The organism is Paenibacillus sp. VCA1 (assembly GCF_031583795.1).
Lineage (GTDB): Bacteria > Bacillota > Bacilli > Paenibacillales > Paenibacillaceae > Paenibacillus_AQ > Paenibacillus_AQ albilobatus.
Map to the genome: position 1 here is coordinate 1 of NZ_JAVLSX010000008.1, position 26,801 is coordinate 26,801.

The following is a 26,801-nucleotide window of genomic DNA, read 5'->3' on the forward strand; positions in this document are numbered from 1 at the left end:
GAAAAATATATTGAATACTACAATACCAAACGGTTAAAAGCAAAAATCAAAATGAGTCCGGTACAGTACCGAACTCATTTTGAGAAAGCTGCTTGATGAAATAACCGTGTCTAGCTTTTGGGGGTCAGCGGCTTGTTTTGCGTTATCGGTAATTTGATTTCGCTTTTTTTACTAGGCTATAACCCCAGCCGTTTTCCTAAAGGAGTCGGCATACCGTCGATCGTGCTCCTGTTTTTCTCCTGCCAGTAGTCGTGAAGCCCTTGTTCGCCTTTATGCTCTGCCCATCGATGAAGCGTGTCCCTTTCCTTTTCATAGGTCATGAAGGGGACGGCATATCCGCAGGACGTCTGCACTTTATGCACATCGACCGTTATAATCTGCCTGGCTCCGAGCATCGGATCAAACAAAGGGTATAACGTCTCCCACTCGCTGCTCTCCGGTAAAACCACCGTGCCAGTTCCGTACAGGCGCATAATGTTCGCCGGCCCTTCAAACGCACAGAACATGATCGTGATCCGGCCGTTTTCTTCCAGGTGGGCACTGGTTTCATTGCCGCTTCCGGTCAAATCCAAATACGCGACCCGGTGCTCGGACAAGATCCGGAACGTGTCATAACCTTTTGGCGACAAATTGACGTGCCCCTCCTGCGATAACGGCGCAGTACCAACGAAAAACATATGCTGCTTCCGGATAAAATCCATATGCTCAGGCAGCATAGCCGGAAATTGTTTCCCCATTTGATTCCCCCCATTCGTACGCTGTCGCTTAATTAAATTCATTGTATGTTAATCCGCTGCATATTAAAAATATATTTTTACCGCGTAATCATACATTAAAGTTATGAGTGTTTGTGTTATGGGGGCTCCCTGGTATTGTTTTTGGTTACCGGAAAGCCCCTTCATACAGAAAGGTTAGTTTTTATTGATAATGGCACCGAAACTCTTTGAGATTACGTGTCTCCTGTTTTTCAATGGATATCCTTTTTTACAACCAAAAGACTACATGGAAAGACTTCAGTCTTTATTTACCCACGCCCAAACATCCTGCAATTCTATCCGTGCTTGTTTTTCCAAACTAATCGCAAGTGTTTTATCGTCCCCATTTATCTTCACACTTAAGAAGGTGGCAGGGATTTTAACTAACTTTATTGGGGCAATATTGGGGCAATATATTTAAAAATGTATTCTGAAACAATTAAATCCTCTAATGAATTTCATAATCGTTTGGCGACAACACATCATTTGCATTTTAGTAACTTCCTTCTTTCTAAAATTGAGAATGATGTGTTAAGAGAAGAAACACTTGCCATAATAATGCGGAGACTAAATGATCTTCGCTTTATCTGTTTGAATTATCTGTTTGAAAGGGGTAGGGGCAAATCTCTAAGAGACGTTGCCGAAGGGGAGGCTTCACTTACTTGTACTGTAAAAATATAAAAGGGCATTTCATTTGGTTGTAATTCATACTGATCCATCTCCTTATTAAGTGAAGGCGAGAAAAGTTCAAACCCGGTAATGGCGGCGGAGGCTGGAAAAAGTAATTTTATGATGAAGAAAGAGCGGCTCATTTAGACGGCCGCTCTTTCTTTCGTTTTTTATGGTTATTTCAACTTATCCAAGGATGCGTCATAAGCCCAAGTTAAGCCACCGTCTTTGCTGGATAAATAAATGGTTCCAATGATTCCATTATCCCCGGACAGGCTAATAGGAAAACGTCCTTCTTTCCCGTTAAAGAAAGGCGAGAGCGGGTTCTTTGAGTATTTCTCAAACTTTTCTGGAAGGCTGACAGGGAGTCGATCCCAAGTCTTCCCCCGATCCTTGGTCCAATAAATGATCGGATCGGGCGCTGTGAAATATCTGTATCCTAAAAAGCCGATATCGGGGCTAGCGAAACCGACCCCCGTTAAATGTTCCGAATACTTATCATTCGGATTTCCTGTTTCGATCCATGTTTTTCCGCCATCCGAAGTCTGAAAGACAAAGTTTTCCGCGCATGCGACTCCGCAGCCGTGGCCGACAACCATCCAACCTTCTTTTTCCGACGTGAAACCGATGAATAGCTCATCACCCTTGGCGTCTTCGTTTTGAATGACCGTCTCATTCCATGTCTTGCCCATGTTGTCGCTGATCAGAACATGAACCGGAGCGAATTTGTCAGGATCGGGATTATACACAATGGCGGTTTTATCTTCGGAGATGAAAAAGCTGCCTTCGCTTAGTCCTCGGTCGTAGGATTCCCTTGCCATATCTAATTGTAAAGGCGTTTTTGCAGTCACCTTCCCATTTCGATATGAGATGGAAACATGGCCTTCCTTATCAATCGAATAGGAATTGCCTGCGTCATAGGAGACAACTTGGTCCCCGACGAGGTTAGAATAGATCGTACCGGGTTTGAAGGCCGCGCTGTTGCCGCTTGTAACATTGGCGCAGGCGGCTAATACGCCCAGTGAAAGGATAACCGTACAGAACAGCATAAGTCCACTTCGTTTCTTCTTCATACTCAGGATGGACTTGAATCTTTGTTTCATGGTATGTTTCCCTCCTGAAAAATTCGTGGATAACGCTAAAAAGCGAGGACCCGGCTTCTGCATGACAGATAGAATGACTTCGCAATATTTTTTGCGATAGGCTAGGCTTTGCTTACTCACGACAGTATCGTCGCAGTACAATTCAATTTCTCGACTGGCTTCCCGGACGAGCAGCCATACAAAAGGATTAAACCAATGTAGAGCATGCACCGTTACGAGCAGCAACTTATACAGGATGTCATGGCGCTGATAATGGACCAGCTCATGCTTGATGATGAACGTCAATTCTTCTTCGGAATACTGCTCATGCGGCAAAAGCAGCAGTGGCTTTCTGAAACCGACAAGCATCGGATTTGGCACTTTTTCGCTGGTTAGCACAGGGACAGACAAGGGGACGCCCATTTCGAGCATCATGTTTCGGATTCGGGCTGCGATTGGTTTGCTCTCGATGGGTCTGCTCCAGCGAAGCGCCTGTTTTCTGAACGTGTAATATCCTGCGACATGATACGCGAGAAACAACACCGCCCCGATCAGCCAGAGCGTAGCTAGAATGTAGAAAAGAGACGGGGCATGGACGGCCGGCTCGACGGCTGTCTGTACCTGTATGGGCTGCGCGGCAATTGGCTGTTCAACTTGCGTATTTGCTTGCGAGACGCCTTGAGCGGCGTGGTTAACGATTGGGTTATCGGGTAACGAAATGTCGATTAAGCTCTTGTCAAATGAAAAATGGAAAGGCAACAGCAATCTGATTGCCAAAACCATCCATATCCAGTAGGTCCATTTTGCCGAATAACGTTTGCGCAACAGGGGAGTCAGGAAAAGTAAGATTGCAATGAGCAAGCTGGTCGTAACCGAAATGTTCAGATAGTCTGAAAATAGGCTGGCCATCAGCTTTCCTCCTTTTCCACTTTATCAATGAACTCCCGCAGCTCGGCAAGATCGTTTTTGTTAATCGCTTTCCCGTTGTACAAGGACATCACCATGTCTTGGACTGAGTTGCCGAAAAGCTTCATCAATGTGGACTTGCCTTCGCTCTCCTTATACTCGCTTTCCGATATGGCGGGATAGTACCTGTTATTTCGACCTTCTTTCTCACAAATTAGAAATCCTTTTTCCGTTAACCGTGCAAGCACAGTCATAAGAGTAGGCAATGACCAATTCCGCTTATCCCGAAGTTGATCCAGAATGTAAGAGGAATTTAGCGATTGCCCCGTCTTCCAGATGACTAGCATGACTTCCAGTTCAGCATCGGGCAGTCGTTTCATTTTAGGTTCCATGTTTTTTTCCTCTCTGTTATACATTTGTCTAATACAACCAATTATACAAGTGTATAATTGAAATGCAAGTTATTCCTTATAATTTTAGTTTTCATTATGTTTGACGTTCCGGAATGATGGAAGGTTGCATTAGGGGGACATTTGCGTTAACCCAATATGGAACATGCACGCCGAAACAGCGGCCGTTCTCCCTCCTGTTCAATGAGCTACGGCCTTGTACAGAGCGAGAACGTCCGGACGGGAACTGGGAGGTAAAGAAAGCGTCAGTCTACAACTCCTAAGCCAATTGAGGTAGTTGGAAATGGAACAATTGGAGATGCAGATGAACCAATTATTACTCCAATGGATTTGGATTCTACAAAGGTGTTTAGCACTAATTTCAATGGGGATAGAACATCTGATTACTGAGTATTTACAACATCAAATGCTATGCCCCGACGGGGGACCACTTAAACGGTTTAGCGTCATGCAGAATCGCTTCTACTATGGCGGAATTAGACGTTTAAAAAATTCTAGTGTTTAGATTAGTTAGTTTAAACGAATAACTATAAACAGACAAAAAAAGCATCCTTCAGGGGTGCTTTTTTCATTTCCCAATAAAGAAATTTGGGGATGCTACGCATGAACAAACTTGAATTTTCTAGGGAAATATTAAAAATCGCTTTGACTATTCCAGGAGATTTTACATTCTATTGGATCTGATAGACTTCTCAGAATCAGTTATTTTACCAGATGTATCAAAAGGAGTCGTATGATCTTGTAATGCTTTACGCTCCTGAGAAATACCTTTACCGGTAATCTGCTACTGCATGAACCAGGTCGGAATGCACTTATGTAATATTCTTGTTGTCTTGCATTACACCGTTGTTATCAGAACCTTGTACGAGTTCGAGAAACTCAGTAATGATAGCTGATATCGCATCTTCCTTAGGCAAATGGATAAATTGACTAATTCTCAAAATATCCTCTCTAAAAAGGTCTATGAGTTGTAACATCGCAGTACGATCCTTTTGTTTGGCAGCTTCAAGAAGTTTTATCATTTCGCTATTAGAGATAGTTGTGCAAGCATTTTTCGCTTCCATTTGTTCACCGCCTGTTGACTAATGTTAAGCTGTTTCGCTACTTCAACTTCTGTAAGGCCTTGTAGATATATTTTTTCAATAATTGATTTCCCCTGAGGGGGTAATGTGTCAAGCAATTGATGAACCCACATTTTTTCTTCTGTTTCCGTAGCAAAGTTTGAGTAGAAGGGCTCTTTATCATTGAAGGAATGTTCACGATTTCGTATCTTTTTAGCTTGATACTGAACCCTCCAACCAATACGATAAATTTCTGTTTTATAGTGTTCATAAATTTCTGTTTGTTCCATTTGTATCTCTCCCTTTTGTGATCATCGTGTATATATAGGGAAAACAAGGAGTAATTTTACAACTAAAATAGGAACACTTGTTCCTGTTTTTTTTATTGTATCATTTTTTGTTGTTAAATGGTAAATTGAGTTTCCTAATAGATAGAAATTCGAAAAGGAGGGTACGGTATATGGAAGTTACGGATACAATATCATTAATTACAAATGTGGGTTTTCCGGTAACTTTGTGTTTCATTTTGATACGCTATGTCTTACAGACGATAGGTGAGAAACTGGATCGTTTGGACTCCTCCTTAAAGCAGCTTGCTCAAGCCATTCAATCGGTTCATAAAGAAACACAAGATTAAAGGTTTTTGGTCTATATGGATTGAAGTGATTACTTTGAAGTTAATTTCAATTTTGTATAACAGGATCTGCGAAATTACCTGGTTAATGAGAAGTCGGTCTAGGCTTTCTGTTCAGTCTTCTCGTTATATTTTTTCCGGAAGATCATGGTCAATGGATCAAAGCGAAGGAAGCAAGCGTCGTATTGGATGGAAAGTTCATCATTATTAACATGGATCAACCGTCTATTCAAATCCCAGAAAAACCAAAAAATTACGGATGCACGGTTAAAGGTGTTGTCCGAGAAGCTAAACGAAGCAGGGAATACAGCATCACTGAAAAATGTTAGTGCACATTTTAAACCGTATTTTACTGATAAACTGATAAAATCGATTGTTCAAAATAAAGGACTGGGTACGGTAAATACTTATACAGCCCCTGTTACTTTGCCTGAATATATCAGTCAGACAAAAGCTTATACTTTCACAGTCTGTCATACTAGCAAATGGCTTAATGGGTGAAGATCAATATATAGAGGATCGGTCAATTACGCTTGTGTTTACAAATGGGGTATGGAAGGTGGACGGTGTTAACAGGGGTCCTCGAACTCTTATTACAGGATACGCATTTTATGAATAATTAATTTATTCAGACCAAGCAAAGAAGCCCTTTGTAGGGCTTCTTTGCTTGGTTTTTGTTTTAAGGAGCTTTATTCCTTTTGCCTTCCGCATGGCAACGCGAGTAGCATCCTACTAGCCGTTTGACAAGCCGCCTCTTAACCTGCAAAAAGCTAAGGCGGTCGAACGGTCTCCCTTTCGAGGAGATGGGGCAATAAAGTAGGAAAATGTCGGGCCTCTTGCGGCTGCTCGCTGTATTTCTGTCGGTTATCGATCCGCTCTGTCCGGACTGAGCATTAGCTGCGCTGATCTTCCACATTTCGCAAGGAATGATATAACGCCCTCGCCTCCAAGTGGAGGCAGGCATCAAATCTTCCCTCAAAATAAATGATAAGTAGTAGTACAAAAATGAATACCGAAAAATAAGAAAATATTTTTTAGTGGTTGTTTTTTAACTCTCTCAAACTACTCTACTGTATAAGGATTCAATCGGAACGGTGCACAGTTTACGAATTGAAACTTAAATTTAATATTCAAAGCGAGGTTATTATCAATGACTTGTAATCAAACTGAACTTGCCAAAGAAACTAATGTTCCTAACGTAACACCCACAAACTTTTATGGAATTCCCGTATCTGGTTCCCGTCGATTCTTTATCTCGGATAACCCGGAAACGATTCGATCCTCGGATTTTACGAATGCAAATACAAATATGATTACATTGTGGGATGATACGGTATCTAGTCAATCGACTGTAAAATATCGTGTGTTTTTTTGGCACTTGAATGGTACTTCTCAGCCGATTAAAGTTGGCTTTACGATTGGTAACGGTTCGACTACAGACACGTATACCGTTTCTAATATCAATACAGGTGTTGCAATTACAAATAACTTCTTGCAACAAGGGAAATGTGCTGCCGCCGCCCTGCTAGCTGGAACCTTAGATGGGGGCAACTCAAATATATCTGTACCGAAAAACAGTTTAAAAGTGATTAAAGAATGGACTGTGAATCCTGGTTATTTAGTCGGTGGTGTGATGGAGTTCGATATCTCAAACGCTACAAATTCGAGCAGTGCGTTGATTTACAAAATCCGCTCCGTAGCGGGTAAAGACACTTCGCAAGACTTGACCAAGCATCAAGGATTTGTCGTTCGAGCGGGCACTGATTCTAACGGTAACCCTACAAAACATCCACGTGGCTCTTGGAGCTTCAGTGACATTAGCGGGTCCATGAATACATCCACGGTTCAACCATTTGTATATAACGTGGGTTCAGCACCTGCTAGTGTTAATGTAAGTAATAAGGATTATGACAACATAATGAAGGCAAATACAAGCTATAAGAATCCTAGTAGTCCTGATTATGCTATTCCATATGATAACCCAGGTCATTACGGAGTGATTTACCAAGTACCTCTTCGTTTTGTCAACAATACGACAGCAGATAAGACAGTTAAAATTAATCTCTGCGCACGTGGAGGAAGTTATCTCGGTGCTGTACGTGCGAACAATATTACTAAAATTGTTCCGGTAATTTCACCACCTGCATCAGGTGCAACCACTCAAGAAAGTGTTCAAGTTGTTTCTGTAAATGTTCCTAAAGGAGCAACTGTAGATTATACTATCAAAATTTCTAATGGCGGAGGCGCCAATACAGCAGTAGCTGTGTTAATGTCTACGATCTAATACCGAACACCTATTTATAAAGAGAGGCTAAACCATAAGTTAATATACTTATGATTTAGCCCCTTCTGCTTACCTTTGTTCGTCTCTAAACGTTAGACCTGTAAATACCGTATATGAATTTATAAGTTCTTCCTTACTTGCTTTATAGATACCATCAATTAAATACTTCCCTTTGTTTATGTCATATTTCAAATTAAAGTCCAATTGAATTTTTGCGACTTTTGCTGCTCCTTTGTTAACATCAATAAATCGGATGACTTCTACACGAAATTTATATTGTACTAGCTCTTCCAATGTCCCATTATATTTACCGCCAATAATTTTATAATCTAAGATTGGTTCATCATTGGAAGTTATAATTTTTTGGGGGTCAACAAAATCACTCTTAAATTGATCTGTCACCAACGCTTGATAGCCATCCTTTTTTGAATCATAGTAAGAGAAGTATTCAGCGATCACGTCTCTCGCGTCAGCATAGGAAGTGTACAGAGCACTGAGATCATCATTTAAAACGTTCGGCTTCGAATCCACCTTCACAGATTTAGATTTAGGATCCCAAGATACCCCAACACTTAATGCCTTGGATATCGTGCTGATGGGGACGAGCACTCTTCCATCTTCAATTTTGGGTGATGTGTCCGTTGTAAGCTCTGTTCCATTCACAATTATTTTGATTTTCCCTGTGGCTGCAAGAATTGATCCGCTAATGAGTACAGACGCTAAACCAATTGCAAGTCCTGACCATACGTATTTTTTCAAAAAAATCCCTCCTATGATGGCTTTACTATAACATATTTTAATATAAATATTAATATATGGAATTCCTTTGAAAAAAATATCAAGATGACATTTAGCTAAACCGGTTCCTGAAGAAAGTCTGAAGATGAACGAACTTCTGGATATTATAAAGTTAAATTTCCGCAGGGATTTTATTGTGGATGAACATGCTTTGGATTGCTCGCTGCGGATGGCAGCCGGTTATGTGATTGAAACGGCGCTTGGGCGGAAGGATATCGCTCTGTTCCAGTTCCTCATTTTCACTTCTGCTCTGATCCTTGGCTCCAGGTAGACGAATTTGCGATTCTCCCGGATATCATTTTTTTGCTTGCTGCGTAAAATTCCTTCTTTGTCTTCATGCTCGGACCATGCTCGATAACACCGGCCGGCCGCAGCTTTCAGGAACCGTCCAGTACAGCCGTCAGCCACCCAAATCCCCTTTACTGTAGCCTGTGATAAAGACCTCAGTATACGACCAATTAATGACCTTTTTCCAGGTCTCGGAACGGAGGCTTACGTACCGGCTGTTTTTACGTTTGCCGACCATGCCTTCCATCCCCCAGCTTTCAATAAGGGACAAACGAACATGACGTACGATCCGGGGGGGAAGAACAAGCGGATACCGCTCGGCGACTAGCTGAAATAGATGGGCAAATCAAGACTCCTGCTCTACCTCACGTCCTTGTCTTATTTGCGGATGGCTCGCAGCAAGGACGGACATCATTTCACCATTGAGGATAAGCCTTTCATTTACCCTTCCAACTCGCTGGAGATTTTCGGCATCGAAGACCCGCGGATTACGCAAATCGGCGACACTTATTACATTTATTTCTCGGCGGTATCGCCGGTAGGCATCGGGGAAGCGATGGTATCAACGAAGGATTTTCGGACCTGAACCCATCATGGCCTTATCTTTGGACCGGACAATAAGGACGTGATCATTTTCCCTGAGCAAATCAACGGCAAGTATTATGCACTGCACCGTCCGACAACCAAAAGCGTAGGCCGCCCCGAAATCTGGATCGCCGAATCGGATAATTTATTGTATTGGGGCAACCACAAACATCTGATCGGCCTGCGTCAAGGCATGTGGGACAGCGGCCGTATCGGTGGCGGAGCCGTTCCGATCAAAACCGAACAGGGCTGGCTTGAACTGTACCACGGAGCGACCCAGGATCACCGGTACTGCATGGGAGCGGTCCTGCTGGACCTGAATGATCCATCCAAAGTCATCGCCCGTTCCGGCAAGCCGATGATGGAGCCCGAAGCGGATTATGAAACCAATGGATTCTTTGGCGATGTGGTGTTCTCCTGCGGCGCGACGGTTCACGGGGACGTCGTCCGGATGTATTACGGAGTGGCTGACACGTCCATGGCGTGCGCCGAGCTGAGCCTTAGCGAAATATTAGGGAGTCTTGAACCCGTAGGGGAATGACCGGCATAAGTAGAATGAAGGAGGACTTCGGATAGGATCCGGAGGCCTCCTTTTTAACGTCTCCTAGAAAAACCACTACCATTTAGCTTTGCAGGAAGTTGTGGATGTAACTAAAAATCAGACCGCAAGCTAAGCCAGTCCCGCGATTGGCTGCCGCTATCCGTTGGCTAGACTCGGACATGCTTCTAAAAAAGCTTGAAACGTAAAGCGTTCCAGGATAGGGTTCTGATTTAATATTTTTAGCTAATGTTTGGTTATGCCCAAGTCGTAACGGTTTCAACCGGCAGGCGGTAAGACGGATAGCCTTCTTTGGCTGCTTTTCCGATCGAGATCAACATGACCGGTTGGAACCTGTCTTTATGAAGACCAAAAACTTCAGCAATTCGTTCCTTATCATATCCGGCCATCGGGTTCGTGTCATATCCATGGGCGCGGGCAACAAGCATGAGTTGCATGGATACGATGCCCGAGTCGATCAAGTTCATGTCTCGGAGGTCAGATGAGGATATATTCGCATAGTAGGATTTCGCTTGTTGCAAATTCAAGTCCATGATGTCCTGCGGCATGTATCCATGTTCTACAGCTTTACCGTAAATCTCGTCCATATATTCAATGTTGTTGGCATCGTAAAAAACCGCGATGACAGCCGATGAAGTCAAAACTTGCGACTGGTTGAAGGATGCCAGAGGTGCAAGTTTTTCTTTGCCTTCAGCGCTGTCTATAACTAGGAAACGCCATGGCTGCATGTTAATCGCAGAAGGGGCGCGGGTAGCTTTCGTTAAAATTTCAGTCATTTCTTCCCGGCTAATTTTCACTTTGGGATCGTACACTTTTACCGAACGGCGTCCCAAGACAATTTCATTGAAATTGTTAGTTGCGTGGAATTTTCCGGTCACTGTGCTCATGTTTATTCTCTCCTTCATCTATATTTGTTGTGAGATTCGGGCCGCTTCACCTCACTAGGAGGATTGTAAACTATGAAGTATACTTTATAGCAAGAGAAGGAATTGGGGTGATTAATATGAAGATTAGTGAAGTCGCCAAAATGGTTGACCTTCCCATATCAACAATCCGATACTATGAGAAAATAGGCATTATAACGAATGATTACGTTCGGAGAGAACAGAATAATTACCGGGATTATGCTTCAGAAATCATTCCTTATCTAGAGGTTGTTAAAAAATGTTTAGCTGTGGGATTTTCAATTAACGATATCAAAGCGATGATCTCGAAAAATGGAATGTCCAAAGAGGATCAATCACATATAATTCTGGAGAAAATATCCGAAATCGAAAATGCTCAAAAAAAGTTAGAGGATTCCAAAAAAGACCTTTACGACATTCTTGAAACGGATATTATATGCGAGAAAGGGTTCGGAAAATATTGACACATTAAGAACTGGCCTCGTGAATCTGAGCATATGGATTACCGTATGGCATAAACGGAATTGTCTTGTTCGTAGTTTATTGTCAAAAGTTATCGTGGGTCACGTACAAGCAAAATGGGTTGTTTTTTGGCAGGGGTTTATTCATACTGAACAAAACGGAGCAGAATGATACTGTGCCCTTTTAAGCATAATTTTTTAAAAAAAAGAAAGCCTGACACCTGACAGCCGTAAATACGGATTAGACAGGGTTTGAGAATATAGGAGGAACCATGTCCTGGAGTAAATTGAAGCAGCAGCTGGAGAGTTTTCTCTGTCCTGCGTTAAATGGAAGGGTTGAATACCGTGCAACCGGTTATCGTTATTTGCCTGATAAAGCAGGGCTTTGTTATATTTCGGTAGATAAAAAGGACGTACTCCGAATGAATGATAAAGCGAGTTCAATTAGGTGGTATCAGACGGAGATAGAAATTAAAAATGACCCCGATATCCAAATTCCGATCAGCGATGAAGAAATGGAAGCGGTAAGAAAAGATACCAAGGGGACCGTTCCGGAGGATCGTCTAAAAGTTATTGCCAGAAACAGAAAAATATCGGAGTACGCCAAGGAGCTTTTGTCCGCGCAGGCTTCATTAAGCAAATCTAATTTTGTCGCTGTCGCTACTCAATATTTATCTACTTCTATAGAAGAAAGCATCGAGAGCAAAGATATCTTACTGAATATTCTAGCTTTGGTAGACAGACGAGTCGGGAAAAAGCGGATTTTGAACATATCCGAGAAAATGAAGTTAAAGCATCCCGTTGTGCAGTATTTTTATGAACTGCGGCGTAGTACATGTTGAGAATCTCACACAGAACACTTGTTTGGGAGGTTTAGGGTAAAGATGTAGCGAAATATGTAGGGTTATAGTCATGCATAAATGTTGTAAGCGTTTATATGCTCTGAACTGCTTTGAAAGAGAGTAATGTAACGAGGGGGAAATAATCTGTGAAACTTAAGAGTCTTGTAATAGAAAACTTCCGTAATTTTCTTAGAGTAGAAGTGAATTTAACCAATCAAAATGTAATTTTTGGAATGAATGATATGGGGAAAACAAATTTAATGTGTGCACTAAGATATTTGCTGGATAGGGACATGCGGAAAAATGGGTTTAAGGAAAGTGACTTTTATAAATCACTGACTGAAAAAGTGATTAGGATAACTTTAGGTGTTGATTTATCAGATCGAGTTGAAAATAATGATTCTAAACACATTATTGCAAAAGTTGGTGGAGCACGATCAAGTGATGAATTAAACAGTTTCTTTTTCCGAGTCGAGGGTACATATGATAAAGGTGAAGAAGCTGGAATTCCAAAATTATTTTGGGGAAATAAAGTGGATGAACTTGAGGAAATAGTCCAAGAAGGGTCATTTAGTCCTATAGATAAAATATTTAATATTGTCTACGTTGATCCAACAATAGACTTATCAACAACATTCTCTAAGAATAGAAAAAAATTATTCGATCAAAAAAAACTCGATGAACAAGATATTGGTATCTCTAGAGAGATAAAAGACTTAGGAATTCAATTAAACGCCAAAATTAGCAGCATGAATGTCATTCAATCATTTCAAACATTAATAACTGAGGAGTACAAAAAACTTAAAAAAGAGAAAATTAATATTGAAATGAAATCTGAGTTATCTATTAATGGATATTTTTCTAATTTGATTCCATATATAAAGAAGGATAACGATGATAATATTTATCCTACATCTGGAGATGGAAGAAAGAAAATTCTTGCATATTCGTTATTGAACCACTTAATTAAAGCACAAGAAGGGAATAGAATTATTATTTTCTTAATTGAGGAGCCAGAGAATAGTTTACATAGATCAATGCAAATAGCATTATCCAAACAGCTTTTTAGTTCAGAAGTTTATCAATATTTCTTTTTATCTACACATTCCTCAGAACTGTTATATGAAATGGATAATGCTTCACTAATTAGGATTTATTCAAAAGAGACAGTAGTTTGTGAATCCTACATTTATCAAGTGGATGATGAATATAAACAAGTTAAAAAAGAGCTGAATAGATCGCTAGCTACAGCATTATTTGCTGAAAAGGTGCTTCTTGTAGAAGGTCCGTCAGAAAAAGTTCTATTTGAGAAGATATTAGAAGAAGTATCTCCTATGTATGAATTAGATGGGGGGTATATATTAGACGTAAGCGGTATCAAATTCAAACCATATTCAAAAGTACTAAAAAAACTTAATATTGATGTCATTGTAAAGACTGATAATGATTTGAAAGCAAAAAGAGGGCAACCTAAGGTTTTTGACCTAATTGGTTTACAACGATGTATGAATCTTTTGAATATTGAATTAGAAGATAATGACATTCCCTCACTAGAATCAGTGGAAATTGATTATTTTCATAAAGGAAGAAAAACTTTTTCAGAAAACACAAAAATCAAAAAAATAATTGAAATGAAATTAAAGATTTATGATAGATATTTTGATGAAATAAATAGAATGAAAGATAAACAGATTTATTTATCTAAAATTGATTTGGAACATGATTTGTTTGAGGTTATTGGAAATAGAATGACAGAGATATTAGGGAAGAATCCAGTAAAATATCTACAGGATCATAAATTAATTAATATGATAGAATTAACAAATTCTCTTCTTGAAGAAGATTGTATAAAAATTATTCAACATCCTCTATTTGAATCATTGAGAAAGTTGGTGAAACATGAGCAATCTAGTGGATCAGGCGGAGAGAGAAGCGATACTCAATAACGAAGGTAACATCTTGGTATCAGCAAGTGCAGGGTCCGGTAAGACAACAATAATGGTAAAAAAAATGGCAATTGAACTAAATAAAATAAAGGATCATCGTACTATTGCTGCAATTACCTTTACAGTGAAAGCTACGAATGAAATCAGAAAAAAAGCTTCTAAACTTATCGAAAAACCTTTTTCTGTAATGACAAATGACTCATTTATTGAAAAAGAAGTAATTCGTCCATTTATTACAGATGCCTTAGGGATACTTTATACAGGAGATTATGCTGTCGATTACGATGAAAAATTTAAATTTAATAATTTTACGGCAGGGTTAGAGCAACTAAGTAAGAATAAAATATTAGGAAGTTTCAATGATAACAGGCTTAATTTTAATTTTCAAATAGCTCTAACAATTATCAGAAGCTCTCAAGCTGCACAAGAATACATTAAATCTAAATATGCTGTTATTTTTGTAGATGAGTACCAGGATTCAGACTCCGATATGCATTTATTTTTTATGTACTTAAAGAATACATTAGGGCTTAAGTTATTTATAGTAGGTGATGCGAAACAAGCGATCTATCTGTGGAGAGGAGCAATGAGTAATATTTTTGAGCAATTGGCAAATGAAAATTTCAATTCATTTGAACTTGTAACTAACTTTAGATGCCATGAAGAAATAGAGAATTACGCCAATTTATTTCATAATGATAAATACTATAAAGCTATTTCAGGTAATGTAGAACATGTGATATTTAAGAAGAATAGTAGTAGAAACTCTATCGTAGAAGATTTTAATAAATTAATTGAGGCTAATTTAGTTGATCTTAATAAAGAAATAACAATTATATCAAATTTTAACAATGACGCACGAAGGATTGCTGAATTGTTAACAAATGAAGGTTTTGATTTTGTATATATACCAAAAACGCCTATAGACGAGGGCCTTCCTAATGGTCAACTCTTAAAAGAGTTGGCACTATACTGTAAAAATGTTGCTTATACCATTTATGATTTTTTAGAGAACTCAAACATTGATGAAAGAAATCAAACTAGGTATGAAGTGGAGAGTATTATATGTGATCTTAAGAAAAGTGAAACTCTATCAATTGAAAAAATTGACTCGATTTTGTCTGAATTAGCTGAATATCTTGGAATCTCAATAAGTGAAGATGAAATATCAAAGTTTCATGAAAGTGTATCAAACACTATATATGAAATGGCTTTTCAAATAAATGAAAAAAAATATAAAGTCATGACGGTTTTCTCTTCAAAAGGATTAGAATTTGATCAAGTTATTAGTTTTTCAAGGTACTATAGAATATATAATAACGAACACATTCATAATCATTATGTATGCATTACAAGAGCAAAAGAGAAGTTTATCATGATGATAGAAGATGCACATTATTATAATTACTTTGAACAGGTTATAGAAGAGAAGGGTATTAAAAAAGCTGAACAGGTAGTGAAATTTGTAGAGTAATTTGGATAGGCCTAATTGGTCACACTTCTTCTTTCTTGTAGCGTTGCGGCGCACTCGAATGTAGAAACGTAAAATTCAAGAAAGCCTTGTTCACAAGGCTTTCTTCTGCATTAAATATCCCTCCCATTTTTCCACTATCAACGAAAAGTTCAGAGATTAAATCTTATCGCTCCACTGGCAATGAAGCGGTCAGGGTTCCCTGGACCTTGAACCGCCGTACAATCAAAATAATTTATATCTCAATATTCAGCACTTTAGCCATATGGAATCAGTAGCGGTGCTAGTTTGGAACGGAGCTGAAAAGAAGTATTGACAAGAAACCCTTCTAGCGAAGGGTTTTTATATCGTTTATACTTATAAAGCCAATTTACTTTCTAGGAGTTGTCTGACGAACCATGAACAAGAAAGAAGTCGCGCACATACGCAAGCAGTTTAAGCTGGATAATCATTTGATGCAAATTTATGATATTCTGAACGTGTACATTATGAAGGAAACGAACGAAATTTATCACTGGGAGCGGAGTCCTTTTGGGTTAGTGGACCGGGAGAAGCAGGAGCTGTACATGGGCAATTTCAAAAAGCTGCTGACTGGCGAATTGGATCATAAGCTGTTCGAGCTCAAGTTTCAGGAGGAAGCGAAAGAGCAGAAAGACCCTTCACGAGTGCTGCTTCACCAAGCGATCCAGACGGGCGATCCGGAGGAGTGGCAGGATCTGATGCTGCTGCTCGTAGAGAAAATGATGGCAGACACGACGTATGAACGGGATACGGTCATTACGTTCGTACGCGGACAATACTACCGGCCGACCAAGGCAAGGAATGATGAAGCCGAAGAGACAGGAAATGACGAAGTGTTCGGGCATCCGTTCATTCTATGCAGCGTGAACTCTACTGAGAAGCAGCGGAAGGCGCTCTTGTTCGACTATGTGGAGAAAGAGTTTAAGTACAATATCATTGTAGATCCGATTATCAAGCTCAGCACACCGGAGGAAGGGTTCTTTTATCCCAGCGTGACGGACAATTATTCCGATGTGAACCGGGTTCTCTATTGTACGGGGAAATCGAATGATCCTAATGAGCGTTTCATCTCGGAAGTTTTGAATGCGGAACGGTCTGTAACGGCGCTGGAAGAGCGAGCGATCTTTGAAGACATCGTGAAGGAAGTGGCCGGTGAACAGCTGGACTCCGCCACGATCGCACACGTGTACGAGGAAATTCATCATGTGATTGAATCCCACCAGGATGAGGAAGAACCTCCGAAGCTGGATTATACCGATGTGGAACGCGTGCTGACCGCAAGCGGCGTGGAAAATGTGACCAAGGAAGCCGTGGAACGAGCGTTCGAAACCATCGTGGACGATAAGAACTATGAACTGAAGGCGAAAAGCGTGATCCCGAAGTTCACGTCCAAATCGATCAAAATCGATACCAAGGTAGCTACGATTACGATCAGCCCACAGGATTTAAGGTATATTAAGCAGGTGAGCTTTCAAGGCAAACGCTGCATCATGATTGAGGTTGACGAAGATGCCGTCATTGAGGGGTTTACGCTGAGCACAGAGACGTTGTTGGAAAAGGCGGATTGAAGTGGTAAGAGCTTTTGAATTGGATTTTGCATACGTCATACCAGTAGATTAGGGAGATGCTCCCCTTACGTAGACAGGTTTTATGATTCGCCTGTCTAGCGTGAGGGGAGGTTTTTTTATGCTTGCTTTATTGAGTCTGTTATTTAGTGTATTTACCATGTGCGTTGAGTCGATACGCTTCCCTTCCAGAAATCCGATTCCAGTTGAAAAAGGTCCGAGCGCTTATGGGGGGGCGGTTATTGTGAATCAAAGAGCGTACCAAATTCAAATTTCAATTACGGGCCAAATCTAATGAAGATCCTTATTTTTATTTTTTTGAATATCATGCGGCGTTGTTCTTTTTGTTTTGGGGTAACGGAGCCTACCAGCAAGGAAGCCCCACTATTATGGAGCTGCGGATTTTTTATTTTTTTAGGCCGGCGCCATTGAATCATTTACCTGGCTGGGGACTCATCCTTCGACCTTTTAAATTCCGCTTGCCATGTCTCCCTTTCATGATTCAGGGTACTGGTTAATATGGTATCCAATCTTTTGAGCCAATCCTGCATCAGGATTTTACCAAAGGAAGAGTCATATTTATCGATGATCTCCTTGATAAAAGAGAGTGACGGATTGTCCTGTCCAAGAAATTTCAAAGAAAATAAATATGCTGAATGTCTAATGGAGATTGCTCGCTCATGATAATCCTCCACCTTATGCTCATTTTTCGCCAAGCTCCTTATATCTTCGATAAGATCTCGTAAATCGCCGGTTTCATAATAAAAGCTGTATTCCTCGGGAACTTTGGGAAGTGGGATGTCTTCCCAAGGTGCATAATAATAAACGGGATAATCTAATTGTAACTGGCTGACCTTGTGTTTAATGTCAATCGGTGCGTCAACTAACCTAAACCATTCAAGGTAGTACAAAGGAAGATCGCACCATTCCCAGTCAGCTTTAGGAATTCTAAGCTTTCTGAACTGAATTTCTGGGTTTTTATCCCAGGCGTCACTGTATGATTCGTGGAAATGGATTCCAAGCTGGCACTCCCCATCATAGTTGTAATAATGCGCTCTAGTGACCCAGGATTCACTCCTGTTAAAGGTGATGTTCTCAAATAATAAAAAGCCGCGAGGCAACAACCAGACGACCCTTTCTTCATGTGTATTATCTGTTTTGAGTGTAGGGTTTTTCTCCTGAGGCTCTGCTGTAACTATCTGATTTTGAAAGTCCGGTTTTGGTCCGCGAACGGGCGGTCTTAATTGCGGCTCTTCCCATATCAGCCTTTCCAACTCACTATAGTCACGTTCGAAATTGTTGGGATCAGTCATTCCTAATGCGAACCGAGAGCTAATATATGTTGGGAGAAGAAAATTTCCATTCGAATCTTTGTTAATCGCAATTGGGATGAATTTCTCTTGCTTGGTGTTTTGATATACTTCCGGAGTGATGATCAACGTTTCCGTCCCTACGCCTCCAGCTCTATTATTAGCTTTTCGACAATACATCTCGTCACAAATTACGAGAACCTTATCAGCTTGTTTTATACTGTCCTCCATGAATTTGAACCTGTCATGACCCACGACACCATGCCATCTATCCAGAATTACCTCAACTCCGGATTTATTCATTAGCCGATTGGCCAGGTTCAAGACCCACTCTTTGTGTGTCTCGTTTGTCCAGCAGTATGAGACAAAGACAACAGGCACTTTCTCTTCATCCATGTAAGCAAATTCCTCCTTAACTGATACTTTAAACAACCATTACCAATCGAGACCTAAATCCTTAATATCAACACGACTTAAATTACAAAGATTCATACGGCAGTCGTGACATTTCCTTTCCTTACTATCAGGGTCTTCACCAATAACCTTTACAGGATCATTCCCGCACTATGTTCTTTTAAGGCTTCGCTCCCCTATGCCTCATAACATTCAGAAAAGGTTGTTGCAGTGGAGGGGCTCTGATATAGAACTGCAATATAATTTCCGTTCACCCGGGATTTAATTTTCTTCGCATTCTCCGGGAGATAATGGAGGATCTTGGTTCTCTTTGTTTATAAAGGTATTATGTGAAAATGACATTGATATCGAGCTAACCATTCCACTGACGTAATCACTGTCTATAAGTAGACCATCGTGACTATACGAGATGGAATCTATGTATTTTGATTCAGGCTTTCCAAACCTATCCTTAAAGGCTTGAAGAGGATCGGTATACCTGAAGACGGTACCGATGATGAAGTACAATACAGTGCATAATAGATATTTTTCAATTATTGGGTTCAATATGCAGGCATTTTACTTATAAGCGCCAGTACCTTATGCAGTATCTTCATGATACACTAGGAACTGGTGTTTTCTGGGCTAATGATCGATATTGGGCGACGCCTTACGTTATTCAAAGAAAGGGAATTCAGGGGTACTTAAAGAATTTTATATAGAATACAATAACAGAGCTGCATATAGAAATCTATCCTAGAAAATTGGAGGATTGGAAATGGACAAGTGGGTTTGGGAAAAGGGATATATCACTAAAGCTGTCAGTGAAAAGAAAATCAACAAAATCATTATTGTATCGGCCTTCTTTTCGGATTATGGCCTAGACATTATACGAGAAATTCAGAGGAAAAACAACTTACAAAAAAGTAGTATTTTAATATATTTATCGAAAGAATTTAGCCTACATAAACCTGGTGATTTGTTAGAAAAATTAACGGAATATGCAATTGTGTATATTGTACATAAACTAAAATTGCACGCAAAGTTATTTCTCTTTTATACGACGGAGGGGGTTCAAATTTATCATGGTTCAGCTAATTTTACACGCGGTGGGTTGGAAAATAATCTGGAACTAACACAAGAAATAGTGCTAACTGATACATTAAGGCTTGAGGAGTTTATTGAGCATTGCCATGAAGCTGCGGTTAAAGCAGAAAGTGAAACTATTCAGCAATACAAAGATATCGATGAAGAATTAACAGAATTCGCTAAGATAAATCGCTATGCAAATCAAAAAATCGCGGAGATTTTTATGGTTAATGGCGATCCTTTTAGCGAGATGGACTACGACTTAGATAGCTACTATTTTACGTTTCAAGATTACGAAACATTATTTCCGAAGTATCACTCCTCAGAAAGTCCAATTATCCGGAAAAGGAGGGATGAGGTGCGTCGGAAATTGTTAAATCTAAATGATATATTGAAGTATGAATTGGTAAAGTTAAATTTACACAATCATTGGGCTTCTAGTAAAAACCCTAAGTGGACTACATCCCAAATCGAACCCTCCAGTTACAATCATGATCGAGTCTCATGGATTTGTGTGCGTTATGGTAAGCACAAGAAAAATGCACTTTTAGGAGGGGGCTCTGCAGAACACTACGAAAGCTTTGTCAAGCATGCCTGTATGCAAGTTACGGTTGTAGAAGATGGAATTCAAATTGGTCTTTTTCACGCTACGGCAAACGGGGCCATTGACAGAAATTATTTGAGGAGCAAAATAGATAGTTTAAGGGATGAGATACACTACCAAATTGCCAAATTGAGAGGAGAACAACTAGTTTGGCATATTTACGATCCCAAAGCAAATAGAACTATTCGTTCATTTAAGATAGATGAAGAGAATCCTAACGACTTTGTAGATTTCTACAAGAAATATGATGCTGAAGGTTATGAATCATTTTGTATTTCTCAGTTACAACCAGATGATGAGAATCTTAAGACAGTATCGACAATTGTTCAGATAGCTAAGGGAAAAATAGAGAAGATGCACCCTCTGTATCGTTTGATTACGTGGACGATTCAGAATTAAGTAGCCACTTCCTTACCTTCATCACACCGACGAAAGGTAGTCCCAATAAAGCAGCTTTTCATGGCGAAAATAACCACTATTCGCTTTATCCTTGTTCTGATGGTTAATATTCCGCCATCTTTCAAAGGAACATATCAACGTACTTCGGAGAATCTCGATTTTGCAAAGTCATGTCATGCAAGAGGCTTTATTGCCTATAGATTATATGAAGATTGTCAAAATAATGTTTTTTTGCTCGGAAAATGTTTTTGATTACGGTGGAAACGTTCATAATCGTCCGAATGTAGTAGGTCCCATCCAAGCACAGGCTATTTCGAAGTTAAGTGTAATTCAGGGGAATATATGATCTGTTAATCATATCTTGTTGAACCCTTCCGTATGGCAATGTAGATTTGCATAGAATGCAAGATTTACAAAAAGAGATGCCATATAATACTATATGACCAGTACTTTAGTTCAAATTGAGAGAGAACAAGGTGGTATCTACGATGGAATATACATTAGAAAAATTAGTGGAAAATTTCAGGAAAAATTTACACACTTTTAAAGAAAGCAAAGCAAAATATAATGAGCATTCAACTAGAATTGAGTATATTGATCCTCTCTTAGAGCTTTTGGGGTGGGATGTGAAAAATAAAAAAGGATTACCTCCAGGTCTCCGGGAGGTAATCCCTGAAAATTACTCGAAGCAAGGGAGTAGACCTGATTATACTATTACTGTTAGAGGAGTTAAGAAATTTTTCGTTGAAGCAAAAAAACCAAGCGTTGATTTATTAAATGAACAATCTCCTGCACTCCAAGCAAGAAGCTATGGAGTTTCTGCTGGACACTATATCTCAGTCTTAACTAATTTTGAATACTTACTTATATATGATACAACGGTAATACCTAACGAGAAAGACGATCCTAGAGTTGCTCTTCTTAAAGTTTTCCATTTTGAAGAATACATCTCTAAATGGGACGAGATTGTGTCCCTGATCGGACGTAATACAGTTTATAGTGCGAAATTTGAAGAGAATTTCAAAGACTTTACAAAAAATCGTACTGTTATTTCTATCGACCAGTACTTCCTAACTCAAATAAATGAGTGGAGAATTCTACTCGCTAATGACTTGTTTAACAAAAATCCAGATTATACTCTGGAGTATATTAATGATTCAATTCAGGATTTTATTAACCAAATGATATTTTTAAGAATCTGCGAGGATAGAAACTTACCGACATATCATACACTCCATGAAACAATAAAAGATGAAAACACTCTAAAGGACCAGTTAATTGAAGTACTGAGGAATGCTGATACTAGATACAATTCTGGTTTGTTTTCTAACAATAACCTCGTGTTGGATTTAAAGAACGAAATTATACATAGTATAATCGAAAGTCTCTATTTTCCCAAAAGTGTTTTTGCTTTTAATGTAATAGAGGCGAATATTCTTGGTGATATATATGAGCTTTTTTTGGCTGAAAAATTAGTTCTTACTGAAAATGGAATTACGTTAGCTAAAAAGGATGAAAATCTAAATAGAGATATTGTGTCTACACCGTATGAGATAGTTAAATATATGGTAGAGAAGTCACTAGAACCACTTTGTACTGGAAAAAAACCTGAGCAAATATTAAAACTTAAAATAGCAGATATTGCCTGTGGATCTGGAATATTTTTAGCTGAGATTTTTCACTTTCTTTTAGAGTATATTAAACAGTGGTATTTAGAAAATGATAAGGATCATTTAATAGAAGGGGAAAATGGAGAGTTTTTTCTTCCTTTTGGGGAAAAGCGTGAATTACTAACGTCATGTGTCTATGGAATTGATATCGATTCTAGTGCAGTAGAAGTAGCCAAGTTTAGTCTTTTGTTAAAGCTACTAGAAGGTGAGACTGCTCCTACCTTAGGTACTGGAAATAAATTGTTACCTTCATTGATTGATAATATTAAAGTAGGGAATTCCCTGGTTGAATACAGCTATATTCGAGGTAATAACATAAGCGAAATAGAAAAAATGGAATTGTCACCTTTCGATTGGAAGTTTCGAGGTGAGGATGTTTCATTTGATGCTATAATATGTAATCCCCCCTATGTAGCAACTTCTGACATGAAGAGCATACTCCCAAGCGAAGAAATTAAAGTGTATGAAAAGAGATATTCTTCATCATTTAAACAATATGACAAATATATGATATTCCTAGAAAGGGCGATACAAAAAGTAAAAGAAAAAGGGTTTGTATGTTTTATAATCCCTAACAAATTCTCAAAGATTATTGCAGGTAAAAATCTAAGAGTTTTATTAACAAGTCAATCTTATGTAAGAGAGTTTATTGATTTCGGATCAGCACAACTCTTTAAACAAAAAAATGTCACAGTGTATAGTTCTATTTTACTCTTGAATAAAGAACCAAATAGTACATTTGTATTTGAGGAAGTATTCAATTTACAAGAGTGGTGGGCTAACCAGGAACAAGAAGTAAAAAGAAATAGAGTTGTTGTAAATAGTAATATTATTAAAGAGACTCCTTGGGTACTTGTTTCAGATAAAGGCAAGGCAGAATTAGTTAACAAATTATATGCAAACGCATCACTTCTAGGTGAAGCTAAGTTAGCCGATATTTTTAATGGAATTCAAACAAGTGCAGAACGACCAGTGCCTATTTATTGGTTTAGTGATGAAGAAATAATAAACAAAGGGTGTAATGATCCATTTATTAAAGTGGAAAGGAACGGAAAAGTTCACAATATTGAAAAGAGTATTCTCAAGCCCTTTTTTAAACCAACAAAACACAATGAGAAGAATCTTAAAACTTATGACGTAATAAGTCCAAATAAGTGGATTATATTCCCTTATGATGTGAATGGGAAATTGTTGAGTGAAGAGATAATGAGAACAAATTATTCTGGTGCTTGGGAATACCTTCTCGATCATTATGATAACCTACTGCCAAAGCAAATTTCCGGGAAAAAAAGTGGACGCGATGTTCCCCATGCTAATGAGGATACATGGTATCACTACGGCAGGATTCAGGCACTTACGAGATTCATTAATACACCAAAACTTATCGTTGGTATACTCAGTAAAAATCCGTTATACTTATATGATGATCAAGATATGCTAATAGCATCTGGTGGAACAGCGGGATATTGTGCAATAGCGGAAAATTTAAATAGTCCTTATAAGTTAGAATTTATACAAGCAGTCTTAACTCACCCTGCAATTGATTGGCTATGTAGCATTATCGGCAGTGATTTTGATAATGACTTTTATTCAAGGGGAACTTCAGTCCTACAAAGGTTGCCTATTGTAAACGTCAATTTTCAAGATAGGATGCAGTACCAACTATATGATGAAGTAATTTCGTTTACTCAAAGAATTAATCAGATTAATAAGCTTTTAGTTAAAAATACATTAGATCGCAAAAGCAGGTCTGTTTTGGATAATGAAAAAGAGACACTAATTATTCAAATTAGTGACAACGTTTCGGAATTATACGGCATTAAGGAGTTAATGCATGTGATAAAGTGAGGAATAAAGGTTATGAAATTATTGGCTCAAAATACAAAACAGAAATTACGTGGAGGCTACTATACCCCAAGAGAGTTAACTGATTTTATTGTTAAGTGGGCATTTCACGATGGACGAAAAAAAACAGTATTAGAGCCAAGTTGCGGTGATGGAGCTTTTCTCGAAAGTCTAACTAAGCTAAATGCCGATGATATCATAAGCTGTACAGGGGTAGAGCTGGATTCTGTAGAGGCAGAAAAATCAAGAGGGGTTGTAAAAAACTTCCCTAGTTTTCAGGTTATAAATGATGACTTTTTTAGCGTTTTTAGAACTGATTTAATTTATAAAGAATATGATGTTATTGTCGGCAATCCTCCGTATATTCGGTATCAATATCTGACAGCTAGCCAACGAGAGATACAGTCACAGATATTGGTTAACAACCTAATGAAATCCAATAAGTTAATTAACTCTTGGGTTTCTTTCGTTGTTGCTTCGGTACAGTTGCTTAAAGTTGGAGGTAAGATTGGCTTAGTAATTCCAGCAGAGCTTTTGCAAGTTGCATATGCAGAAGATTTGCGATTGTTTCTTGTAAACAGCTTATCGAAAATTTCAGTAATCACCTTTACTGAATTAGTATTTCCAGATGTTCAGCAAGAAGTAATTGTATTACTTGGTGAGAAGAGTGAAGAAACGAGTGTCGATAGTCGTATATCACTTATTGAACTATCGAATCTACAAAGTCTAGAACACTTGGATTTAAACTCACCAATCGACTACAAAGAAGTTGATCATAATTCTGAGAAGTGGACTCAGTACTTTCTTTCAAATGAGGAAATCAATCTTGTAAGGAAAGTTAGAGCTGATAAACACTTTAAGAGATTTGATGAAATTGCCCAAGTAGATATTGGGATTACCACTGGTAATAACAAATATTTTTCTGTATCTAAAGCAGTAGTTGAACGTTACGAGTTGTCTCCAATTACTTTACCATTGATAGGGAGAAGTGCTCACGCTTCCGGTATTTTCTTTGATTATGATAATTGGCAAGAAAATGTAAATAAAGGTCTGCTCGCTCAATTGGTGTACTTCCCTGATGTGCCGTTGGAACAGTTACCTCCACTACAACAGGAGTATATAAAGTGGGGAGAAGAGAATGGGCATAGTAAAGGCTATAAGTTAGGTTTAAGGAAAAACTGGTACCACATACCTTCTGTATGGAAGCCCGATGCTTTCTTTTTAAGGAGAAATGACATATTCCCCAAATTTGTACTAAATAAAGTTGGTGCAGTAAGTACTGATACAATGCACCGTATTAGGTTCAACAACGGGGTTGATGCTAATAAAGTTTTACTGTCCTATTATAATAGTATCACCTTAGCTTTTACAGAAATTGAGGGAAGAAGCTATGGTGGGGGAGTATTAGAAGTACTTCCAGGTGAAGTTGAAAAAATAATGCTTCCAGATGTTCAACATTTAGACGATAAGCTTACAATAGAGCTTCTTGAGAAGATTGATTATACAATCAAGAATAATATTGCGGTTGATTCTTTATTAGATGAGATTGATAAGCTTGTTCTAGTTGAATTTTTAGGAATCGAAGAAAGTGTAGTAAGGCAGTTCAGGGGTATGTGGAAAAAATTAATGACAAGAAGGCGTCAAAGAAAATAACTGAAAAAGAACCTACTATATTTTATAAACCCTGTCAAGATGACAGTAGATTTAAGGGGCCATCTGTTTCCTACAGAGCACTGGAAACAGATGGCCTAGCCTGTATTCACTACAATTTTCATACGGTAGTGAAATTCAATACTTATGCATTTTAACTTTATAGCTAGGAAAACAAATGCTTAGTAAGGGATTTGACTGAAGCATTAGGAGTTGAGTTAAAAGTGATTGAAAAGAAGATAATCATTAATAATACTGATTCAAAACAGACAGAGGATTCTAAGGCAAATGATCCAAAGAAAAGCGATTCAGGAAATAAATATGTTGGAGTAAATAGAAGCAACTTAGAAACCTTAAAAGATAGTATTCAAAATAACGGGATTAATCCTGCTGTCGAAGAAAGAAAAAGGTTACTGTCTGAAATTGAAGCTCTGAAAGAAACAGAGGCTAAAGAAGTGTCAGTTTCAGTTCTTGCAGAAAAAGAGAAACAGTTAAAAGAGTACGACGAAATTATAAATAAGGCAAATGAAGAATTGCGTTTAGTAAATGAAGCACTGGATAAGTTAGGGAAATAGTCATGATATACAATATGTTAAAAC

General features: G+C 38.7%; 21 protein-coding genes and 1 pseudogene. 14 read left to right on the forward strand and 8 right to left on the reverse strand.

Annotation, left to right across the window (positions count from 1 at the left end; translation table 11 throughout):
- On the forward strand, nucleotides 1-96 hold a 96-nt coding region (locus RJP21_RS18540; protein WP_310860868.1), incomplete at its 5' end, for an IS3 family transposase.
- 80 nt (nucleotides 97-176) lie between these two features.
- Here the strand turns inward: RJP21_RS18540 and RJP21_RS18545 are convergent.
- From RJP21_RS18545 to RJP21_RS18565, 5 genes are all read right to left on the reverse strand, one after another.
- Entirely contained in the window at nucleotides 177-737 is a 561-nt protein-coding gene (locus RJP21_RS18545; protein WP_310860623.1) for a pyridoxamine 5'-phosphate oxidase family protein, read from the reverse strand.
- Between the two features lie 863 nt (nucleotides 738-1,600).
- Nucleotides 1,601-3,415 carry a M56 family metallopeptidase gene (locus RJP21_RS18550; protein ID WP_310860624.1) on the reverse strand — a complete coding sequence of 605 codons (1,815 nt, stop codon included), beginning with the start codon at nucleotides 3,413-3,415 and terminating at the stop codon, nucleotides 1,601-1,603.
- On the reverse strand, nucleotides 3,415-3,804 hold the full coding sequence (locus tag RJP21_RS18555) for a BlaI/MecI/CopY family transcriptional regulator (RefSeq protein WP_310860625.1): 390 nt from the start codon (nucleotides 3,802-3,804) through the stop codon (nucleotides 3,415-3,417). Before RJP21_RS18555 ends, RJP21_RS18550 begins: the two co-directional genes overlap by 1 nt.
- An 830-nt stretch (nucleotides 3,805-4,634) precedes the next feature.
- Nucleotides 4,635-4,886: a hypothetical protein gene (locus tag RJP21_RS18560; protein WP_310860626.1), complete on the reverse strand. Its 252-nt coding sequence runs from the start codon at nucleotides 4,884-4,886 to the stop codon at nucleotides 4,635-4,637.
- Nucleotides 4,841-5,173: a sigma-70 family RNA polymerase sigma factor gene (locus RJP21_RS18565; RefSeq protein ID WP_310860627.1), complete on the reverse strand. Its 333-nt coding sequence runs from the start codon at nucleotides 5,171-5,173 to the stop codon at nucleotides 4,841-4,843. The genes RJP21_RS18560 and RJP21_RS18565 overlap by 46 nt, the downstream gene beginning before the upstream one ends.
- A gap of 170 nt (nucleotides 5,174-5,343) precedes the next feature.
- On the opposite strand from RJP21_RS18565, the gene RJP21_RS18570 reads away from it, so the two are divergent.
- Together RJP21_RS18570 and RJP21_RS18575 are read left to right on the forward strand one after the other, a co-directional pair.
- Nucleotides 5,344-5,520, forward strand: a complete 177-nt coding sequence (locus RJP21_RS18570) for a hypothetical protein (protein WP_310860628.1) — start codon at nucleotides 5,344-5,346, stop codon at nucleotides 5,518-5,520.
- Nucleotides 5,521-6,667: 1,147 nt separating this feature from the next.
- On the forward strand, nucleotides 6,668-7,801 hold the full coding sequence (locus tag RJP21_RS18575; protein ID WP_310860629.1) for a hypothetical protein: 1,134 nt from the start codon (nucleotides 6,668-6,670) through the stop codon (nucleotides 7,799-7,801).
- 69 nt (nucleotides 7,802-7,870) lie between these two features.
- On the opposite strand, the gene RJP21_RS18580 is transcribed toward RJP21_RS18575, so the two are convergent.
- Entirely contained in the window at nucleotides 7,871-8,560 is a 690-nt protein-coding gene (locus RJP21_RS18580) for a stalk domain-containing protein (RefSeq protein ID WP_310860630.1), read from the reverse strand.
- Nucleotides 8,561-8,684: 124 nt separating this feature from the next.
- On the opposite strand from RJP21_RS18580, the gene RJP21_RS18585 reads away from it, so the two are divergent.
- Nucleotides 8,685-8,870, forward strand: a complete 186-nt coding sequence (locus tag RJP21_RS18585) for a hypothetical protein (protein ID WP_310860631.1) — start codon at nucleotides 8,685-8,687, stop codon at nucleotides 8,868-8,870.
- Between the two features lie 378 nt (nucleotides 8,871-9,248).
- A pseudogene (locus tag RJP21_RS18590) lies at nucleotides 9,249-10,013 on the forward strand (glycoside hydrolase family 130 protein); the annotation flags it as partial.
- A gap of 254 nt (nucleotides 10,014-10,267) precedes the next feature.
- Here RJP21_RS18590 and RJP21_RS18595 read toward each other — a convergent pair.
- Nucleotides 10,268-10,918 carry a nitroreductase family protein gene (locus tag RJP21_RS18595; protein ID WP_310860632.1) on the reverse strand — a complete coding sequence of 217 codons (651 nt, stop codon included), beginning with the start codon at nucleotides 10,916-10,918 and terminating at the stop codon, nucleotides 10,268-10,270.
- Between the two features lie 116 nt (nucleotides 10,919-11,034).
- Here RJP21_RS18595 and RJP21_RS18600 point away from each other — a divergent pair, with 116 nt between their 5' ends.
- From RJP21_RS18600 to RJP21_RS18620, 5 genes are all read left to right on the forward strand, one after another.
- Nucleotides 11,035-11,400: a MerR family transcriptional regulator gene (locus tag RJP21_RS18600; protein WP_310860869.1), complete on the forward strand. Its 366-nt coding sequence runs from the start codon at nucleotides 11,035-11,037 to the stop codon at nucleotides 11,398-11,400.
- A gap of 269 nt (nucleotides 11,401-11,669) precedes the next feature.
- A complete protein-coding gene (locus RJP21_RS18605) occupies nucleotides 11,670-12,239 on the forward strand; it encodes an SF0329 family protein (protein WP_310860633.1) in 570 nt (189 codons plus the stop codon).
- 146 nt (nucleotides 12,240-12,385) lie between these two features.
- Nucleotides 12,386-14,185 carry an ATP-dependent nuclease gene (locus RJP21_RS18610; RefSeq protein WP_310860634.1) on the forward strand — a complete coding sequence of 600 codons (1,800 nt, stop codon included), beginning with the start codon at nucleotides 12,386-12,388 and terminating at the stop codon, nucleotides 14,183-14,185.
- Nucleotides 14,139-15,659: a UvrD-helicase domain-containing protein gene (locus tag RJP21_RS18615; protein WP_310860635.1), complete on the forward strand. Its 1,521-nt coding sequence runs from the start codon at nucleotides 14,139-14,141 to the stop codon at nucleotides 15,657-15,659. Before RJP21_RS18610 ends, RJP21_RS18615 begins: the two co-directional genes overlap by 47 nt.
- A 395-nt stretch (nucleotides 15,660-16,054) precedes the next feature.
- Nucleotides 16,055-17,245 (forward strand): DUF4317 domain-containing protein, encoded by a 1,191-nt coding sequence (locus RJP21_RS18620; RefSeq protein ID WP_310860636.1) that lies wholly within the window; start codon nucleotides 16,055-16,057, stop codon nucleotides 17,243-17,245.
- Nucleotides 17,246-17,679: 434 nt separating this feature from the next.
- Here RJP21_RS18620 and RJP21_RS18625 read toward each other — a convergent pair whose 3' ends face one another.
- Nucleotides 17,680-18,948, reverse strand: coding sequence for an SEFIR domain-containing protein (locus RJP21_RS18625; RefSeq protein ID WP_310860637.1), 1,269 nt, complete (start codon nucleotides 18,946-18,948; stop codon nucleotides 17,680-17,682).
- Nucleotides 18,949-19,723: 775 nt separating this feature from the next.
- Here RJP21_RS18625 and RJP21_RS18630 point away from each other — a divergent pair.
- The 4 genes from RJP21_RS18630 (at nucleotide 19,724) to RJP21_RS18645 (ending at nucleotide 26,777) form a co-directional block, all read left to right on the forward strand.
- Complete coding sequence (locus tag RJP21_RS18630) at nucleotides 19,724-21,037, forward strand: phospholipase D family protein (RefSeq protein WP_310860638.1); 1,314 nt, start codon at nucleotides 19,724-19,726, stop codon at nucleotides 21,035-21,037.
- 488 nt (nucleotides 21,038-21,525) lie between these two features.
- Entirely contained in the window at nucleotides 21,526-24,555 is a 3,030-nt protein-coding gene (locus tag RJP21_RS18635; RefSeq protein ID WP_310860639.1) for an Eco57I restriction-modification methylase domain-containing protein, read from the forward strand.
- Between the two features lie 12 nt (nucleotides 24,556-24,567).
- Nucleotides 24,568-26,205 (forward strand): N-6 DNA methylase, encoded by a 1,638-nt coding sequence (locus RJP21_RS18640; RefSeq protein WP_310860640.1) that lies wholly within the window; start codon nucleotides 24,568-24,570, stop codon nucleotides 26,203-26,205.
- Between the two features lie 221 nt (nucleotides 26,206-26,426).
- Nucleotides 26,427-26,777 carry a hypothetical protein gene (locus tag RJP21_RS18645; RefSeq protein WP_310860641.1) on the forward strand — a complete coding sequence of 117 codons (351 nt, stop codon included), beginning with the start codon at nucleotides 26,427-26,429 and terminating at the stop codon, nucleotides 26,775-26,777.
- Nucleotides 26,778-26,801 lie beyond the last annotated feature (24 nt).